Origin of the sequence: Pseudomonas moraviensis subsp. stanleyae, assembly GCF_036283065.1 — a bacterium.
GTDB lineage: Bacteria > Pseudomonadota > Gammaproteobacteria > Pseudomonadales > Pseudomonadaceae > Aquipseudomonas > Aquipseudomonas stanleyae.
Genome location: NZ_JAADJI010000005.1, coordinates 283,271 through 301,441, shown reverse-complemented (window position 1 = coordinate 301,441; position 18,171 = coordinate 283,271). Strand labels below are relative to the sequence as shown.

Below are 18,171 nucleotides of genomic sequence, written 5' to 3'. Positions count from 1 at the left end.
TGTCGAGGCTGGGCGGGTTGAAATGGGAGACAAACTCGATGGATTTCTATACCGCTGCGACCCCGATCCGCCCAGCCATGACCGTCCGGTGAGCCTGACTATGCGGTCACTCAGTCTTTTCGCGCTGGGCTGCTTCAGCTCCTTATCGTTCGCTGCCGATGTGCCCGGCAGCCATGATCTGCAAATCGTGCCGCGTCTGGCCGATGCGCAAATCGTCGACTATCGCCCGGCCGCCGAGCTTGAGCGCATCTATCCTCTGGGTTCGATCCGCAAGATCAGTGGCCAGTTGCGTTTCGACGGGCAGGTCACCGCCCGCGGCCAGACCACCTCGGTGACTTACGAGTTGCCGCCGGAACATTCCGCTACCGAAGCTTTCACCGCCGCCCGCGAGGCCTTGCAACAGCAGGACGCCGAATTGCTGTTCTGGTGTCAGGCCCGCGATTGCGGCGAAAGCAGCCTCTGGGCCAACGAGGTGTTCGGCAACGCCAAGCTGTATGGCTCGGACGAGCAACAGGCCTATCTGTTGCTCAGGCTGGCGGCGCCAAAGGACAACACGCTGGTGGCGCTCTACAGCATTACGCGTGGCAATCGCAAAGCCTATCTGCATGTCGAGCAGTTCGAGGCGACTGCGCCGTTGGGCGACTTGCTGCCGACCTCGGCGACCTTGCTGCGCCAGTTGAAAAGCACTGGCGAGCTGGATTTCCCGAAACTCGCCGCTGAGCCGGACGCCACCTGGCTACGCCTGATTTCCCGTGCCTTGAATCTCGACACGACCTTGCGGGTCACGGTTTCCGGACCCAAGGCCGAAGCCTGGCGCCAGGCGCTGATCAATCAGGGCGTACGGGCGGCGCGGATGGAAACCGGCAATCTCGAAGGCTCTGGCCTGCGCATCGACCTGTTGCGATAAGCTGTGCCTGGCGAGCACGCACGCAGTGTTCGCCTACTCTTTCGCTGACTGACTTTGCCGGGACTTTCCATGCTCAATAACGATCGCCTGCTGGTGCAGATTCTGCTGCTGGTGTTGTTTGGTGCCAGCCTGTGGGTGATGGCGCCGTTCTGGTCGGCGCTGTTCTGGGGCGCGGTGCTGGCGTTCGCCAGTTGGCCGCTGATGCGTTTGCTGACCCGCGCGCTCAATGGCCGCGAATCGCTGGCCGCGTTGATCCTGACACTGGGCTGGATGTTGCTGGTGGCGGCGCCGCTGGTGTGGTTGGGTTTCAACCTCGCCGATCATGTGCGCGACGCCACCGCGTTCATCAAGGATGTGCAGGTCGACGGGTTGCCGGAAGCGCCAACCTGGCTTGGCAGCGTGCCTTTGGTCGGTGAGCGGCTGGTGGCGATGTGGGACAGCATCGACCAGCAGGGCGCGGCGTTGATGGTCTCGATCAAGCCGTATCTGGGGCAGGTCGGCAACTGGCTGCTGGCGCGCAGTGCGCAGATCGGCGGCGGGATTCTCGAGCTGACGCTGAGTCTGGTGTTCGTGTTCTTTTTCTACCGTGACGGGCCGCGACTGGCGGCGTTTGTGCACAGTCTGCTGGAGCGCTTGATTGGCGATCGTGCCGGTTATTACATCGAATTGGTGGCGGGTACGGTACAGCGGGTGGTCAACGGTGTGATTGGTACGGCGGCGGCGCAGGCGTTGCTGGCGTTGATCGGCTTCTTCATTGCCGGGGTGCCGGGGGCGCTGGTGCTGGGGATCGTCACGTTCCTGCTCAGCCTTATTCCGATGGGGCCACCGCTGGTCTGGGTGCCGGCCACGGCTTGGCTGGCGTGGAAGGGCGAGTACGGGATGGCGGTGTTTCTCGGGATCTGGGGGACGTTCATCATCAGTGGCGTGGACAATGTGCTCAAGCCGTATCTGATCAGCCGTGGCGGCAATCTGCCGTTGGTGATTGTGTTGCTCGGGGTGTTTGGCGGATTGATTGCCTTTGGCTTTATCGGGTTGTTTATTGGGCCTACTTTGTTGGCGGTGGCTTATAGTCTGTTGACGGATTGGAGTAAGAGTCAGGCTCGGGTCTAGGGGGCTTGGCGGCCTTTGGGCCGACCATGCTCTGGGTGGTTTGGGTGAATATCCGTTTCTGCGGGGGTGGCTGATTACGGTTTCGCCCTTACGGCGAGTCCCTTTGGCAAACGCCCCAAAGGAACCAAAGGTCTGTGCCCTGACGTTCGGCCCGCTCGCTGGGGCTCGGGGTTCCTTCGCTGCGGGATCGATCCGGGCGCAGCGGCTCCGGTTTGCTTCGCTGCACCTCCTTCCGCTGTGTCTGGCTGCGCCAGACGGTCGCTGCGCTCCCACGCCCGGATCAATCCCTCCGCTCAGCCTGCCGACGGGCTCCGAGATCAGAAGCGGAACTCGAGCTAACGCTCATCGTGTGTAGGAGCTGCCGAAGGCTGCGATCTTTTGCTTTTGCTTTTGCTTTTGCTTTTGCTTTTGCTTTTGCTCTGGCTTTTGCTCTGGCTTTGGCTTTGGCTTTGGCTTTGGCTTTGGCTTTGGCTTTGGCTTTGGCTTGGGCTTTGGCTGTTCTGTGGGAGCTGGCTTGCCAGCGATGGCGGCCTGACAGCCGACCTGGTTCTCACTGAATTCACTGGATCCAGACTGTAGGAGTGAGCCTGCTCGCGATTGCCCGCCCCAGCCAACCCATTTCTCCCTGAAGCTACACAATTCCTGTGGGAGCTGGCTTGCCAGCGATGGGTCCTGGCAGTCAACCAACTCTGCTACAATGCGCGCCGTTTTCGTCCAGCCTGAGAGCCCATCCATGTCCGTCTGCCAGACTCCTATCATCGTCGCCCTGGATTTTCCCACCCGTGACGCCGCGCTGAAGCTGGCCGATCAGTTGGACCCGAAACTGTGCCGGGTCAAAGTGGGCAAGGAACTGTTCACCAGTTGCGCGGCGGAAATCGTCGGCACTCTGCGTGACAAGGGTTTTGAAGTGTTTCTGGACCTGAAATTCCACGACATCCCCAACACCACCGCGATGGCCGTGAAGGCCGCTGCAGAGATGGGCGTGTGGATGGTCAATGTGCACTGCTCCGGTGGCCTGCGCATGATGGCTGCCTGCCGGGAAGAGCTGGACAAGCGCAGCGGTCCGCAACCGCTGTTGATCGGCGTGACCGTTCTGACCAGCATGGAGCGCGAGGATCTGGCCGGTATCGGTCTGGACATCGAGCCGCAGGAACAAGTGCTGCGTCTGGCGGCGCTGGCCGAGAAGGCCGGGATGGACGGTCTGGTGTGTTCCGCGCTGGAGGCGTCGGCGCTGAAGACCGCGCACCCGTCGCTGCAGCTGGTGACTCCGGGGATTCGTCCGGCCGGTAGCGCGCAGGACGATCAGCGGCGCATTCTGACTCCGCGTCAGGCGCTGGATGCCGGTTCCGATTACCTGGTGATCGGCCGTCCGATCAGCCAGGCGGCAGATCCGGCGCAGGCATTGGCGGCGGTCGTAGCCGAAATCGCCTGAACCTTATTGAAGATCCAACTGTGGGAGCGAGCCTGCTCGCGAAGAGGGAGTGTCAGTCGGCATCATTACCGACTGATCCACCGCTTTCGCGAGCAGGCTCGCTCCCACATTGGTTTCAGGCTGGCCTTAAACCTTCAACACCAACTTGCCAAAGTTCTCGCCGTTGAACAGTTTCATCAGCGTCTCCGGAAACGTCTCCAGTCCTTCAACCACATCTTCCTTGCTTTTGAGTTGCCCGTTGGCCATCCAGCCGGCCATCTCCTGCGCGGCGCTGGCGAATTGCGCGGCGTAGTCCATCACCACGAAACCTTCCATCCGCGCGCGGTTGACCAGCAGTGACAAGTAGTTGGCCGGGCCTTTGACCGCCTCTTTATTGTTGTACTGGCTGATCGCGCCGCAGATCACCACCCGCGCTTTCATGTTCAAGCGGCTCAACACCGCGTCGAGAATGTCACCGCCGACGTTATCGAAGTACACGTCCACGCCTTTCGGGCATTCGCGCTTGAGTCCGGCTACAACATCCTCGGCCTTGTAATCGATGGCGCCGTCAAAGCCCAGTTCGTCGATGAGGAATTTACATTTGTCGGCACCGCCGGCAATGCCGACGACGCGGCAGCCTTTGATCCTGGCGATCTGCCCGGCCACGCTGCCCACCGCACCTGCCGCGCCGGACAGCACCACAGTTTCACCGGCCTTGGGTGCGCCGACATCGAGGAGGGCGAAATACGCGGTCATGCCGGTCATGCCCAGCGCAGACAGGTAACGCGGCAATGGTGCGAGTTTCGGGTCGACCTTGTAGAAGCCGCGCGGCTCGCCGAGGAAATAATCCTGCACACCGAGCGCGCCGTTGACGTAATCGCCGACGGCGAAGCCAGGATTGTTCGAGGCGATGACTTTTCCTACGCCCAGTGCGCGCATGACTTCGCCGATCCCTACCGGCGGGATGTAGGACTTGCCTTCGTTCATCCAGCCACGCATGGCCGGATCGAGGGACAGGTATTCATTCTTCACCAGGATCTGTCCTGCCTGTGGCTCGCCGACCGGTACTTCCTGATAAGTGAAGGTCTCGCGGGTTGCGGCGCCCACCGGGCGTTTGGCGAGCAGGAACTGGCGATTGGTCTGGTTGGTCATGACAGGCACTCGAACGGAATGAAGCCTTGTTGATAGCCCTTCAGCGCCGATGCCGCAAGGTTGGCTGATGCGGCGAATGCAGTTCGATCCAGTGCAGTGATGGTGGTGGGCAGGGTTTTATCACCGCAGCGCATGCACCCGTAAACAGCGATTGCATAGTGCTGACGTGCCGCTACCGCAGTTGGCTATGCTGCAACGCCAATATCCCCAGCTTCTTTGCCTTCGAGGACATACCCATGAGCATGACGTTTTCCGGTCAGGTGGTTGTAGTCACGGGAGCCGCCCACGGCATCGGCCGCGCGACGGCCCTGGCGTTTGCCGCTGAAGGCCTGAACGTGGTGGTGGCTGACCTCGATGCGGCCGGCGGTGAAGGCACAGTGGCGCTGATTCGTACAGCCGGCGGCGAAGCGTCCTTCGTGCGCTGCGACGTGACGGTGGAAAGCGATGTAAAAAATCTGATGGACGAGGTGATCAACGCCTACGGTCGGCTCGACTATGCCTTCAACAATGCCGGGATCGAAATCGAGAAAGGCAAACTCGCCGAGGGTTCGCTGGACGAGTTCGACGCGATCATGGGCGTCAACGTCAAAGGCGTCTGGCTGTGCATGAAGTATCAGTTGCCGTTGCTGCTGGCCCAGGGCGGTGGCGCGATCGTCAACACGGCATCGGTGGCCGGGCTGGGCGCAGCGCCGAAGATGAGTATCTACGCGGCGTCGAAACACGCGGTGATCGGCCTGACAAAATCGGCGGCGATCGAATACGCGAAGAAGAAAATCCGCGTCAACGCGGTGTGCCCGGCGGTGATCGATACGGACATGTTCCGCCGTGCCTACGAAGCCGATCCGAAGAAGGGCGAATTCGCCAACGCCATGCACCCGGTCGGGCGCATCGGCAAGGTCGAGGAAATCGCCAGTGCGGTGCTGTATCTGTGCAGCGATGGTGCGGCGTTCACGACCGGGCACTCGCTGGCGGTGGACGGTGGCGTGACGGCGTTCTGAATGTTGGCGTTGTACAAGGAGCCCGCCTTCGTGCGGGCTTTTTTGCTTCTCGCGTCCCGAGACGTGAATACCGTTAAACAATGTGTATCAAATAGTTAGAACTGCCGCATTTGGCGGCGTTGTCGCACAGCCTCGGCGGCGCGGCTGTGATTTACTGCTGCCAGCAAAACTGACAGGAGTTTGCGAGCTCATGGAACTGAGAATTGACCGACGGGCAATGGTGCCGGTCGTGCAGCAGATTGTCGATGGAATGACGGACTGGATCGTGCAAAGCGGCATTCCGCCGGCCACCCGGTTGCCCTCCGTGCGACAGATCGCCAGGGGGAATCTGCTCAGCCAATCGTGCGTCGTCGAAGCCTGCGAGCGCCTGGTCTCGCAAGGTGTGTTGACTGCGCGTCAGGGCGCCGGATTCATCGTCGCGGCCTCGCCACCGTTGCGCGAAGCAGACTCGGAACTGGCGGCGTTCGTGGGCCGCCATGCATGGTGTGATGAGGTGAGCGCCTCGACAGGTCGCTTGGTCCTGGGGCAGGGTGGTTTGCCGCCGAGCTGGCGTGAACCTGACGACCTCAGCTACGCGTTACGCGAGGTGGCGCGCACCGACATGGCCAGTCTTTTCAACTACAGCTCGCCGCTGGGCCTGCCAGCGTTGCGCGAGCAAATTGCCAAGCGCCTCAAACTGCTGAATATCGATGCCTGCAGTACCCGACTCATGAGCACCAGTGGTGCCAGTCACGCGCTGGATCTGATCGTGCGCAGCTTGTTCAAGGCCGGCGATTGCGTGGTGGTGGAAACGCCCGGATATGCACCGTTGTTTGACCTGTTGCGTCTGCACGGCGTACGCATGCTCGAAGTTCGTCGTACACCGAGCGGGCCCGACATCGAAATGCTCGAGTCAGTGCTGCGTCAGTTTCGTCCCGCAGCCTTGTTCATCGGCAGTCATCACCACAATCCCACCGGCAGTTGCCTCACACCCGCCGTGGCCCAGCGCATCGTGCAGTTGAGCAAGATCTACGACCTGCGCGTGATCGAAGATGACGTCTATGCTGATCTGCACACTGGCAACGGTACGCGGCTGGCGGCGCTGGACCATGAAGGCCGGGTCATTTACGTCGGCAGCTTTTCCAAGACACTGAGCAGTTCGTTGCGGGTCGGTTTTGTCCTGGCTGGCAGTGAGCTGCTGACGCGCCTGGCCGAGGTCAAGATGATCAGCGGGCTCGGCTGTTCGAGATTGGCCGAGGCGGTGCTGGCCAGGCTGATGGCGACCGGCGCCTATCGCAAACTGGTGCAACGTCAGCGCCAGCGCTTGAATGCCGATCGCGCGGCGGCCCTGCAGGCCCTGGAAGATGCCGAGTGGGAGGTGTTCGGCAAGCCGGTTGGCGGCCTGTTCATCTGGGCGCGCGTACGGTCGAGCGATCAGGCGTCGGTACGCAGGCAGGCCCAGCGTTGCGGGCTGGAGTTATCGGCAGCGGACGCCTTCAGTCCCAGCGGCGAAGCCGGTGACTGGCAGCGCATCAATGTCGCCTGCGCCTGCGACCCGCGCGCCCGGCAGTTTTTTCGCAATACTTGCGTGGATCGACCTCAAGCATTCTGAAAACGACGCGGGCGTAGCTTTTTGCCATTATTCCGACGCCCGAGACTTGTACTGGTTCGAGCCCGTTGCGAATCTTCATCCACAGACTTTGGCAGGGGACTACGCGCAATGATTTCGGCCGTGCAAGGACGTTTTGCCAACCTCGGTATGGCGAAAAAACTGGGTATCGGATTTGTGCTGGTTTTGTTGCTGACTGCATTGGTCGCGGCGATTGGCGTCTGGTCCCTGCAAGCCATCAGTCTGCGGTTCGACGGCTTGAAGCAGATGTCCGCGCTCAACAGCGGCCTGCTCAACGTGCGCCTGCTCGAGCAGGAGTACGCCCTGCGCGGCAACCCGAAAACCGCCGATGCCTTGCGCGAGGGCGTCGATGGGCTGATCGTCCTTGGCGGTGAGCTCAAGGCTCATTCGCCGGCCAACGTCCCGGTAATGAGCGATGTCGAGCAAGCGCTGGGCGCGTATCGCAAGGCCTTCGATGAATTCGTCTCGCTGAGCCAGGCCAAGGACCTCGCACTGGAAATGGCCAGTTGGTCGGTATCCAGCGTGGCCAATAACCTCGACGTGTTGCAGAGCGGGCTGGCGGATGATGGCGCTTATACGTTGAAAGACACCGAAGGCAAGGATGGTGCTCAGTTCATCGAGCAGGCCAATCAGGTCAGTCAGGTCTCGCGGCTGATGCTGCAAGCGATGAACGAAGCGCGGGTGCGGCTGGACCAAAGCCGCAAGGGCGATACCGACAATGCCGGTCAGGGCAATATCGAGCAGGCCGCGCAAGCGCAGGAGCAGGCCGAGGCGCTGAAAACCACGGTCAAGGACGAGGGCTACCTGACCGTGCTCAATGAAGTGTCGGGGCATATCGCCGGGTTCAACGAAAAACTCGCTGAATACACCGGCCTGCTGGCGCAGGAAAAGACTGTCTACGACCAACTGCATCAGCGTGCCGCGCAGGTTGTGGATCGAGTGAATCAGGCCTATGTCGCCGAAGACGCTTCGATGCAGGCCGAATTGAAGAAGAATTCGCTGCTGATCATCGGCTCTTCGGCGCTGGCCTTGTTGGTCGGATTACTCGCCGCATGGGTGATCACGCGTCTGATCGTGGCACCGTTGCGCAGCGTGATTCGCGTGGCGCAGCAGATTGCGGCGGGTGATCTGACGGCGAAGGTCGAGGTGACGCGCCGCGATGAAATGGGGCAACTCATGTTGGCGATGCAGCAGATGGCCAGCGGCCTGGGCACGATTGTCAGTGGCTTGCAGGCCGGTATCGAGCGACTGGCCGGCTCCGCGCAGTCGTTGTCGGCGGTGACCGAGCAGACCAACCTTGAGGTCAATAGCCAGAAGGAGGAAACCGAGCAGGTCGCCACCGCGATGAACCAGATGACCGCCACCGTCCATGACGTCGCGCGCAATGCCGAAGAGGCGGCGCTGGCGGCGCAGACGGCGGATGACAAGGTCGAGAGTGGCCAGCAGGTGGTACGCCAGAGCATGGCGCGGATCGAGCAGTTGGCCGATTCGGCGACGTCGGCCAGTTCCAGCATCGAGAGCCTCAGTGCCGAGATTCAGAATATCGGCACGGTGCTGGAGGTGATCAAGAGCGTGGCCGAGCAGACCAATCTGTTGGCGCTGAACGCGGCAATCGAAGCGGCGCGGGCCGGGGAGCAGGGCAGGGGATTTGCGGTGGTGGCCGATGAGGTGCGTGCGCTGGCGCGGCGTACGCAGCAATCGACCGAGGAGATCGAGCGTCTGGTCAGTGCTTTGCGGGCGGCGGCGCAGTCGTCGGTGCAGCAGATTCGCAGCAGTGGCGAATTGGTGAAGCTGGCGGTCAGTGATGCGTTGCAGACCGAGAGTGCGCTGGGGAGTATTGCGGCGGCGGTGTCGTTGATTCAGCAGATGAATCAGCAGATTGCGGCGGCGGCGGAGGAGCAGAGTTCGGTGGCGGAGGAGATCAATCGCAGCGTTACGCAGATTCGCGCGAGTGCGGATCATTCTTCCGTGGCGATGCGCGGGAATGCGGCTTCGAGTGTTGAGCTGGCGCAGTTGGGGGGGGAGTTGCGCTCGATGGTTGGGCATTTTCGGCTTTGAGCCTTGGCGGCCTCTGGGCCGACCAGGCGTTGGGTTGATGGTGTGAATATCCGTTGCTTCGGGGGTTGCTGATTACGGTTTCGCCCTTACGGCGAGTCCCTTTTTCAAACGCCGGAGTGCCGGCCCAGCAAAAAGGAACCAAAAGGCTGTGCCCTGACGTTCGGCCCGCTCGCTTGGGCTCGGGGTTCCTTCGCTACGGGATCGATCCGGGCGCAGCGTCTCCGGTTTGCTTCGCTGCACCTCCTCCCGCTGTGTACGACTGCGTCGTACGGTCGCTGCGCTCCCACGCCCGCATCAATCCCTCCGCTCAGCCTGCCGACGGGCTCTAAAGTCAAAAGCTACTCGAGCTTGCGCTCATTGTTGAGTGGTGCGGCTTCGCCGCGGGCAGCTGCGCTGCTTTTGCTTTTCTGTGGGAGCGAGCCTGCTCGCGATGGCGGCCTGACAGCCGACCTGTTCTTGAATGTTACGCGATCCAACTGTAGGAGCTGCCGAAGGCTGCGATCTTTTGCCTTGCCTTTGCCTTTGCCTTTGCCTTTGCTGTTCTGTGGGAGCTGGCTTGCCAGCGAAAGCGGCCTGACAGCCAACCTGTTCTTGAGTGTTACGCGATCCAACTGTAGGAGCTGCCGGAGGCTGCGATCGTTTGACTTTGCTTTTCTGTGGGAGCGAGCCTGCTCGCGAAAGCGATCTGCAAACCACACCCTCTTTAAGTCACCCACAAAAAAGCCACCGACTACGGTGGCTTCTCTCCCAACACTCGCGCTTTAGTCGTAAATCACTTTCTTCTTCCAGTCCGCTTCCGCTTCGACATCCTTCAAGCCGGCGGTCAGTTGGTTTTCTTCACCTTCAACCGGGGCAATCTTGTCCATGACCTGGGCATTGGCACGGGCGAGGAGTTTTTCCAGGTATTGCAGTTGCTCTGCGTACATCTGCGGATCCTGCTGTTTGCGCAGATATTGCACGCCGCGTTCGAAGGCGAGGCGGGCCTGGCCGGGTTGGTTTTGTTGCAGGGATTGTTGGCCGAGGTTGTTGAAGAATTCGATGTGCAGCAGCACGAGGATGTGGCGCACTTCGCGGATCCACTGCTTGGCTTCGTTCGGTGGCAGGAAACCGTCGTGGGCGGCGCGGGTGATCTGGCCGTGCAGGGCTTCGAGGAGGAAGCGCACATCTTTGGCTTTGGCTTCGGTCAGGATCGGCGCGGGCGGGTTGTTCACCGGGATTGATTCGCCTTGCGCCACCAGGGCGCTGAGTTCGGTGATCCGCGCCTTGGTGGTTGCGCTGGTTTTTTCCAGATTCAGCAGGCGCTGGCAGACGTTGAGTTCCAGGCGGGTCAGCAGCAGCTTGAGCGCCGGGGTCATGAACTGGCCGGGGAAGGTTTCGGTCAGTTCGCCGCAGCGGCGCAGGCGGTCGTTGAGTTCGACTTTGGTGCGGGCCTTCTCCAGTTTGTTGTTTTCCACCACATGGTTCATGTAGCCAATGGCGATCAGAATTGCGATCCCGGCTATGACTAGCAGGGTGATCATGAGTGGTGTCACCGGTAAGACCTCTTTATAGGGTTCGCATGCGAGTGTAGTGGCTGGGCATTTGGGCGCCTAGCGCCGCTCGACGGGTTTGATCGGCTGCTGCACTCTGTATCGGCCGCCGGCTGTATAGATGAATGCTGGCGCTTGATGTGCAGATTGCCATCACTGTGCGGTGGACTATAACGCCTTGGCGAGTGGCGGAATATAGGCGTCAGGTTTCGGATGACGGAAAAGCCCTACGCGGCTCGTAATCCGGGTCGAAGTCATTGATTTAAATAAATTTATATCAGGGGGTTGACGACCTCTCAATCCATCCATAGAATGCGCGCCACTTGCAGCGTAAAGCACACAGCGAAACGCGGCAGGGAGTGAATGTTGTAGTGTGTCCCCTTCGTCTAGTGGCCTAGGACACCGCCCTTTCACGGCGGTAACAGGGGTTCGAGTCCCCTAGGGGACGCCAATGCGGGAATAGCTCAGTTGGTAGAGCACGACCTTGCCAAGGTCGGGGTCGCGAGTTCGAGTCTCGTTTCCCGCTCCAATTTTAAACAGCAGTGCTTTCGGGCGGTGCTGAGTGAAACCAGAACCCAGTCTTCGGATGCGGATCTGGACACCGAAACACACACCATGTGTTCCGGGTAGCGTGTCCCCTTCGTCTAGTGGCCTAGGACACCGCCCTTTCACGGCGGTAACAGGGGTTCGAGTCCCCTAGGGGACGCCATTTGCGGGAATAGCTCAGTTGGTAGAGCACGACCTTGCCAAGGTCGGGGTCGCGAGTTCGAGTCTCGTTTCCCGCTCCAATTTCACAAAAACGCCGATCAGTGATGATCGGCGTTTTTGTTTGTGCGCGTTTTGTGGCGGCAACGAAAAGGACCCTGCCCGGAACCCGGGCAGGATGCCTTTTTCAGGCCCTTTTCAATTGCAATGAAATCACGGAATCATACAGCTGCCGGATTCTGCTTCTCGGGGTCAATCCCATAAAGAACAATCGCCTCGGCGACTTTTTCACGTGTTATCGCTCCGTCATCAGCCAGGGCTTTCAAGGCCGCCAAGGCAATGAAATGGCGATCCACTTCGAAAAACCGACGCAGCGATTCGCGGGTGTCCGATTGGCCAAAACCGTCAGTACCCAAGGCGACAAAGCGGCGATTGGGCACGAACGGGCGGATCTGATCGGCGAATATCTTCATATAGTCGGTCGCGATGACCACCGGGCCCTGTGCATCCTGTAGGCAGCTTTCAACATGGCTGATGCGAGGCGTCTGTTGTGGATGAAGCAGGTTCCAGCGTTCGGCAACCTGGCCCTCCCGACGCAGTTCGGTCAGGCTGGTGACGCTCCATACGTCACTGCTGACGGCAAAATCCCGCTCCAACAACTGCGCAGCGGCGACGACTTCCAACAGGATCGAACCGCAACCCATCAGTTGCACATGCTTGCCTTCGTCGGGCTGCGCACTGGTGCTGAGCCGGTACATGCCTTTGAGGATGTCTTGCTCGACACCCTCGGGCATCGGCGGATGGGCGTAGTTCTCGTTGAGCAGCGTGATGTAGTAAAAGATATCCTCGTTGTCGACATACATCCGCCGCATCCCGTCCTGGATGATCACCGCCAATTCATAGGCGTAAGTGGGGTCGTAGGACACGCAGCAGGGGATGGTGGAAGACAGGACATGGCTATGGCCGTCGTCGTGCTGCAGGCCTTCGCCCATCAGCGTGGTCCGGCCGGACGTGGCGCCGAGCAGGAAACCCCGGGCACGGGCGTCACCTGCCGCCCAAGCGAGGTCGCCCACGCGCTGGAAGCCGAACATCGAGTAGAAAATATAGAAGGGCACCGTCATTACGGCGTGGGTGCTGTAGGAAGTGCTCGCGGCGATCCAGGAAGAAATTCCGCCGGATTCGTTCAGGCCTTCCTGCATGATCTGGCCATCCCTGGCTTCCTTGTAATAACTCAGTTGGCCGGCGTCCTGAGGCGTATAGAGCTGGCCGACATGGGAGTGGATGCCAATCTGGCGGAACAGGCTTTCCATACCGAAAGTGCGTGATTCGTCGGGGACGATCGGCACGATCAGTTTGCCAATATTCGGGTCCTTGAGCAGCGTGCCGAGGATGCGCACGAACGCCATGGTCGTCGAGATCGCCCGCTCGCCAGTCCCTTTGAGCTGTGTATCCAGCGCCGACAAAGGCGGGACCTGCAATGGCGCGACGGCATTGAAACGGGCCGGGATGTAGCCGCCCAACTGCCTGCGCCTGGCTTGCAGGTACAGGGTTTCGACGCTGTCCGCAGCCGGTTTGAGGTAAGGCATGTCGCCGAGCTGATCATCACTGAGTTCCAGTCCGAACCGATCACGGAACGCCTTCACCGCGTCGTCGCCCATCTTCTTGAGCTGGTGGTTGATGTTCTGACCTTCACCGGCCTCGCCCATACCGAAACCCTTCACCGTCTTGGCCAGGATCACCGTCGGTCCGCCGATGTGGCGCATGGCGGCGGCGTAGGCGTTGTGGACTTTCTCCGGATCGTGGCCACCGCGGGACAGTTTCCAGATGTCGTCATCGCTCAGGTCACTGACCAGCTCCAGCAGCTCAGGGTATTTGCCGAAGAAATGCTCCCGCACATACGCGCCATTCTGCGCCTTGTAGTTCTGATAGTCGCCATCGACGCACTCCATCATCCGTTGGCGCAGCAGGCCGGTCCTGTCCTTCTCCAACAGGGCATCCCAGCCGCTGCCCCAGATGACCTTGAGTACATTCCAGCCAGCCGCCCGGTACAGGCTTTCAAACTCCTGAATTACCTTGCTGTTGCCGCGAACCGGCCCGTCCAGGCGCTGCAGATTGCAGTTGACGACAAAGATGAGGTTGTCGAGCTTTTCCCGGCCGGCAAGCGAAATCGCCGCCAGGGATTCCGGCTGGTCCATTTCACCGTCGCCGAGGAATGCCCAGACTTTTCGCCCCTGATGTTCCTTCAGCCCGCGGTCTTCCAGGTAGCGCATGAACCGGGCCTGATACGCGGCGGTAATTGGCCCGAGCCCCATGGACACCGTCGGGAATTGCCAGAACTCCGGCATCAGCCGTGGATGTGGATAGGATGAGATACCGTCACGATCGGTTTCGCGGCGGAAGTTGTCGAGTTGCTCTTCACTCAGGCGTCCTTCGAGATACGCCCGTGCATAGATGCCAGGTGAGGAGTGGCCCTGGATGTACACCATGTCGCCGGCGAACTGCTCGGTGCGGCCACGGAAAAAATGCTCGAAGCCGACGTCGTACAAAACCGCCGCCGACGCGTAGGACGCGATGTGTCCGCCCACGTTCGAATGTTTGCCGGCGCGCAGCACCATGGCCAACGCGTTCCAGCGGATATAGGCATTGATCCGGCGCTCCACGGCCAGGTCGCCGGGGTAGGGCTGCTGGCGTTCGACCGGGATCGTATTGACGTAGGGCGTCGTCACGCGCCCGTAGAAATCACCGTGACGGTTGGCGTCGAAATCGAGCATCTGATCGATCAGATAGTGGGCGCGAGGGCGTCCTTCGACACTCGCCACCGACTCAATCGATTCGAGCCATTCGCGAGTCTCTTGTGGATCCTCGTCGAGAAAAGCGGGTTGTTGTGCCATCGTTGTCGTCTCCTGAACATTGCAGCAGCACCGAGTCGTTTGGTGCCTGACCAAGGGGCGTGGGTCAGCGCCAGCCTTCGAGTTTGTAGTTGCAGTTGCAACTACGTGAAAGAACTTAGCCTGCCGTGCGCTACAATTGCAACTAAATCGATTTCATGAAAAAGGTGATGCATGTCTTCCAACGAGCCGGATACCTGGTTCAGATTCGTCAGGGCGCACCGCTGCCTGATCCGCGAGATCGAGCGCCGGCTGGCGGCCGCCGGGCTGCCGGCCTACGCCTGGTACGACGCGTTATGGGGGCTGGAAAGCGGCCCCGAAGGCACGCGGCGAATGAACGAATTGGCGGATGTAATGGCCATCGAGCGCTACAACCTGACGCGCCTGGTGGACCGTCTGGAAGCCGAAGGTCTGGTCATCCGCAGCCGCGCCAGTGATGACGGTCGCGGCGCGTATGCCAGCATCACCGAGCAGGGCAAGGCGTTACGCAAGAAAATGTGGGCCATCTACGAAGGCGCAGTGGATGAACTGTTCTTGTCGCAATTTGACGACGCCGAGCAACGGCTTTTCAGCGATGCCCTCGAGCGCGCGGCCAGCGCGGCGCGCAGCAGTGGGCGGGCGAAGTGAGGGAGCTTTTCATTGCAGCAGGTACCGATCCATGGCCTGTTTGATGAGCTCCTCGCTGATGACGCCTTCCTGAGCCAGAACCTGCAGGGCCAGCACCACGATCCAGCGCTCATCCACCCGGCCCATGGCGGATCCGATCGAGTCGGCACCGAGGGCCACGAACCGTGACGTCACATGTGCACCGATCTGCTCGGCGACATGCCGGGCATACCCGGTCACGGCCACCACCGGCCAATCCTCGGTGTCCAGGCAGTCGAACAAATGCGCTGACCTGCGCGGCATCTGCGGATGCAGGCGATTCCAGCGGTGCGCATTGTCCGCATCGCGGGCCAGGCGGGTATAGCTGGGGCAGCTCCACAGTTCGCTGGCCACGCCCCAGTCCTCGCGGAGCAGTTGTGCCGCCGCCGTCACCGATTGCAACGCCAGCCCTGCTCCGAGCAAGCGCACTTTAGGGAGCGCTGAATCGGTATCGATGCTGCTGAGCCGGTACATGCCCTTGAAGGCCTCGATGGCGCTGAGTCGGCTGACGGGAGCGATGAAGTCACTGGGTTCATCGTGAAGTGCCATGTAATAAAAACCGTCATTGCCTTCCACATACAAACTTTGCAAAGCCGCCAGGGTTATGGCCTGCGCTTCGGCGCCGCTGGCGGGATCAAAGGGCAGGCAGTGCGCGTTAGCGACCAGCCAGAGCGGCACCCAGGGATGAGCCCCCTTGGGCCAGCGTGAAGGCAAGGTTTCGATGTCATTGCATAGAATGCCGCGATGGGCGGATTCATTGGAAAGCGCACACAACTCGGCCGATGTCGCCGAAGTGGTCAGGTACAGCAGCGGTTTTTCACTGGAGCGAGCTGTGGCGCTCAAGCGCAGGGGCCAGGCGTTGATCCGGGTCTGGGCATTTGCGGTTTGGCTCTGTTTGCTGGAGCGGATGACCCAGATGTGCCTGGCTGTTCCCGGATCCGTTTCGAGGCGATTGGCGATATCGACCATGGTTAGCAGCGGCGAGGAAGAGCCCGCAGTCTGCTGCGGTGGAACTGTGCGGATCTTATCGATGCAGGCCTGAGCGGCCAGGCTGGTTTCTGGCGTCTTAGTGAAGCTGGAAAAGCCGATCATTCCACAATCTCCGTACGTTCCTTCGTGCCTGCACCTTACTCAAGGCTTCAATGTGATTGCAAGTGCAATGAAGTTGGGTGTCGGTTGCAGGCGATCGAAGTCCGACCTGATCAGGGGGCTGACAGCCTCGACGCGCGCGTTTTTTGGGGGCAAAAAAAAGGACCCGATGCGGGTCCTTCCGTATGTTTAACCCGGTCACAAGCGACCGGGTTAAAACAGCGCATCAGAGCTTCGGCAACTGCCCGACACGCCCCATCATTTCCGTGACGATCTGCAGATCCAGCAGGAACTGCTCGACGGTCTTGAACTCGCCATCGGTGTGGCCGGTGTATTTGGCTTCAGGTCGCGCCAGGCCGAATTGCACGCCGTTCGGCAATTCGTGGACCGAAGTCGCGCCAGCGGAAGTACCGAATTCCGACTTCATGCCGAGGTTTTCGCTGGCCACGGCGAGCAACGCCTTGACCCATTCACCTTCGGGATTGCGATACATCGGTTCGGCCACTGAATAGTCGAATGCGACCGCGACATGGGTCTTCTTGCTCCAGGCATCCAGTTTCTCGGCGATCTCGGCCTTGAGTTTCTCCGGCGACTTGCCCTTCGGCACCCGCAGGTTCACCGCCAGTTTGAAGGCCTTTTGATCTTCACCAACATAGGTCAGCGAGGTGGTCAGTGGTCCCATGAACGAGTCGGAGAAACCCACGCCAAGTTTTTTACCCAAGTAATCCAGGCCCCAGTTGTCATCGGCATAACGCGCGGCATCGGTGAACTGGTTGTGCTTGAGCGCGACTTTGCCATCCAGACTGTTGATGAAACTCAGCATTCGTGCGACCGGATTGACACCGGACTCTGGTTCGGACGAGTGCGCAGAAACCCCCGTTACAGTCAGTTTGACGTCCTTGCCATCAACCTTCGCAGCGACCTCAAAGTCGCCACCATTGGCTTTCGCATAGGCGTCGCCAGCTTTTTGCAGACTGGCGGCGAGCTCGGCAGGCTTGTCGGTTACCAGTGTGACAACCGAAGCCGATGGAATCTGGTTGGTCGCTTTGCCGCCGGTCATCGAAAGGATTTCCGCGCCGTTGCCTTCGCCTTTACGTTTGGCAAAGTTGGCCATGACAGTGCCGTAACCTTTTTCGGCGATCACCACCGGATAACCGCCGTCCAGCGCCATGTTGTAGTTCGGCGTCGGGTTGCGCTCGAAGTAGTAGGGAATGGCGTCGCCGCTGGTTTCTTCGGTGGTGTCGACCAGCAGTTTGAAATTGCGTGCCAGTGGCAGCTTCTCGTCCTTGATCACTTTCATGGCGTACAGCGCCACGACGATGGCGTTCTTGTCATCCTCGGTGCCGCGACCGTACATGCGATCACCAATCAGCGTGACTTTGAACGGGTCGAGCTTGGTGCCGTCTTTCAGCACCCAGTTTTCCGGGGTCACTGGCACCACATCAGCGTGTGCATGAATGCCAACGACTTCGTCGCCTTTGCCGTCCAGAGAAATTTCGTAGACACGGTTATCGATGTTGCGGAATTTCAAACCGAAGGATTCGGCGAGTTTCTGAATCTCGCCGGCAATCTTGATGAATTCAGGGTTGTCGTGCTGCGCCACGCCGTCCTTGCGGAAGGTTGGAATCTCGACGAGTTGACGCAGGGTTTCCAGCGCGGCCTTGCCGTATTTCACGCGGGTGTAGATACCCAGCAGGCGGTGGATTTCATTCTGCTGCTGGGCGTTCAGGGTCTTGTTATCGAGGAAAGCGCTGATGGACGGGTTGAGGTTATCCGTCTTGGCCAGGTCGTTTTTCGCCAGGCTGCCAAGGAAGCTGCGGAAATCCGTCAAGCTCTTGCCGTCGAAGGATTTCAGGATCGCTGCGCTCTGCTCGGCAGTGATGTTGGCTTGGGCGGCGCTGGTAAATGTGGCGAGGCTGGCCATGACCAGAGTGGCGGCGGCCAGTTTTTTCAGGGAAAAGACCATGGAACAGGCATTCCTTTGCTAAGGGTGGGAGGTAATAATTCTGACGCTTGTGGCAGAAACATTTTGCAACCTAACACCGTGAGCGGGTGAAGAGGGAGTCACAA

Annotated in this window: 12 protein-coding genes, 4 tRNA genes and 1 pseudogene; 12 read left to right on the top strand and 5 right to left on the bottom strand. The window is 60.2% G+C overall.

What is annotated here, in order from left to right; translation table 11 throughout:
* The first annotated feature begins 100 nt into the window (after window positions 1-100).
* The 3 genes from GXB78_RS11135 (at window position 101) to pyrF (ending at window position 3,449) form a co-directional block, all read left to right on the top strand.
* On the top strand, window positions 101-907 hold the full coding sequence (locus GXB78_RS11135) for a DUF4892 domain-containing protein (protein ID WP_329515421.1): 807 nt from the start codon (window positions 101-103) through the stop codon (window positions 905-907).
* A 69-nt stretch (window positions 908-976) separates the two neighbouring features.
* Window positions 977-2,017 carry an AI-2E family transporter gene (locus GXB78_RS11130; RefSeq protein ID WP_329515420.1) on the top strand — a complete coding sequence of 347 codons (1,041 nt, stop codon included), beginning with the start codon at window positions 977-979 and terminating at the stop codon, window positions 2,015-2,017.
* 733 nt (window positions 2,018-2,750) lie between these two features.
* Window positions 2,751-3,449, top strand: a complete 699-nt coding sequence (gene pyrF / locus GXB78_RS11125) for an orotidine-5'-phosphate decarboxylase (RefSeq protein WP_329515419.1) — start codon at window positions 2,751-2,753, stop codon at window positions 3,447-3,449.
* A 126-nt stretch (window positions 3,450-3,575) separates the two neighbouring features.
* Here pyrF and GXB78_RS11120 read toward each other — a convergent pair whose 3' ends face one another.
* The gene (locus GXB78_RS11120) at window positions 3,576-4,580 is read right to left on the bottom strand and encodes an NADP-dependent oxidoreductase (RefSeq protein ID WP_329515418.1); all 1,005 of its coding nucleotides are present in this window, start codon (window positions 4,578-4,580) and stop codon (window positions 3,576-3,578) included.
* A gap of 236 nt (window positions 4,581-4,816) precedes the next feature.
* Here GXB78_RS11120 and GXB78_RS11115 point away from each other — a divergent pair, with 236 nt between their 5' ends.
* The 4 genes and pseudogenes from GXB78_RS11115 to GXB78_RS28145 all read left to right on the top strand — a co-directional run bounded on the left by GXB78_RS11115 (window position 4,817) and on the right by GXB78_RS28145 (window position 9,245).
* A complete protein-coding gene (locus tag GXB78_RS11115; RefSeq protein ID WP_329515417.1) occupies window positions 4,817-5,578 on the top strand; it encodes an SDR family oxidoreductase in 762 nt (253 codons plus the stop codon).
* A 190-nt stretch (window positions 5,579-5,768) separates the two neighbouring features.
* Complete coding sequence (locus tag GXB78_RS11110; protein ID WP_329515416.1) at window positions 5,769-7,169, top strand: aminotransferase-like domain-containing protein; 1,401 nt, start codon at window positions 5,769-5,771, stop codon at window positions 7,167-7,169.
* Between the two features lie 108 nt (window positions 7,170-7,277).
* Window positions 7,278-8,384: pseudogene (locus GXB78_RS28150) on the top strand (HAMP domain-containing protein); the annotation flags it as partial.
* Window positions 8,364-9,245, top strand: a complete 882-nt coding sequence (locus GXB78_RS28145; protein WP_408005126.1) for a methyl-accepting chemotaxis protein — start codon at window positions 8,364-8,366, stop codon at window positions 9,243-9,245. The pseudogene GXB78_RS28150 and the gene GXB78_RS28145, both read left to right, overlap by 21 nt.
* 761 nt (window positions 9,246-10,006) lie before the next feature.
* On the opposite strand, the gene GXB78_RS11100 is transcribed toward GXB78_RS28145, so the two are convergent.
* On the bottom strand, window positions 10,007-10,765 hold the full coding sequence (locus GXB78_RS11100) for a hypothetical protein (protein ID WP_329515414.1): 759 nt from the start codon (window positions 10,763-10,765) through the stop codon (window positions 10,007-10,009).
* 384 nt (window positions 10,766-11,149) lie between these two features.
* Between GXB78_RS11100 and GXB78_RS11095 the strand changes: the two genes are divergently transcribed.
* The 4 genes from GXB78_RS11095 (at window position 11,150) to GXB78_RS11080 (ending at window position 11,562) form a co-directional block, all read left to right on the top strand.
* Window positions 11,150-11,225 (top strand) — tRNA-Glu (locus tag GXB78_RS11095).
* A 2-nt stretch (window positions 11,226-11,227) separates the two neighbouring features.
* Window positions 11,228-11,303 (top strand) — tRNA-Gly (locus GXB78_RS11090).
* A 104-nt stretch (window positions 11,304-11,407) separates the two neighbouring features.
* A tRNA-Glu gene (locus GXB78_RS11085) sits at window positions 11,408-11,483 on the top strand.
* Between the two features lie 3 nt (window positions 11,484-11,486).
* Window positions 11,487-11,562 (top strand) — tRNA-Gly (locus tag GXB78_RS11080).
* 138 nt (window positions 11,563-11,700) lie between these two features.
* Here the strand turns inward: GXB78_RS11080 and aceE are convergent.
* Window positions 11,701-14,370 (bottom strand): pyruvate dehydrogenase (acetyl-transferring), homodimeric type, encoded by a 2,670-nt coding sequence (aceE, locus tag GXB78_RS11075; RefSeq protein ID WP_329515413.1) that lies wholly within the window; start codon window positions 14,368-14,370, stop codon window positions 11,701-11,703.
* A 171-nt stretch (window positions 14,371-14,541) separates the two neighbouring features.
* Here aceE and GXB78_RS11070 point away from each other — a divergent pair, with 171 nt between their 5' ends.
* Window positions 14,542-14,994 carry a MarR family winged helix-turn-helix transcriptional regulator gene (locus tag GXB78_RS11070; RefSeq protein WP_329515412.1) on the top strand — a complete coding sequence of 151 codons (453 nt, stop codon included), beginning with the start codon at window positions 14,542-14,544 and terminating at the stop codon, window positions 14,992-14,994.
* Between the two features lie 9 nt (window positions 14,995-15,003).
* Here the strand turns inward: GXB78_RS11070 and GXB78_RS11065 are convergent, their stop codons facing one another.
* Both GXB78_RS11065 and GXB78_RS11060 read right to left on the bottom strand, forming a co-directional pair.
* Entirely contained in the window at window positions 15,004-16,104 is a 1,101-nt protein-coding gene (locus GXB78_RS11065; RefSeq protein ID WP_329515411.1) for a transketolase-like TK C-terminal-containing protein, read from the bottom strand.
* A gap of 223 nt (window positions 16,105-16,327) precedes the next feature.
* Complete coding sequence (locus tag GXB78_RS11060; protein WP_329515410.1) at window positions 16,328-18,067, bottom strand: dipeptidase; 1,740 nt, start codon at window positions 18,065-18,067, stop codon at window positions 16,328-16,330.
* Between the last annotated feature and the right edge of the window lie 104 nt (window positions 18,068-18,171).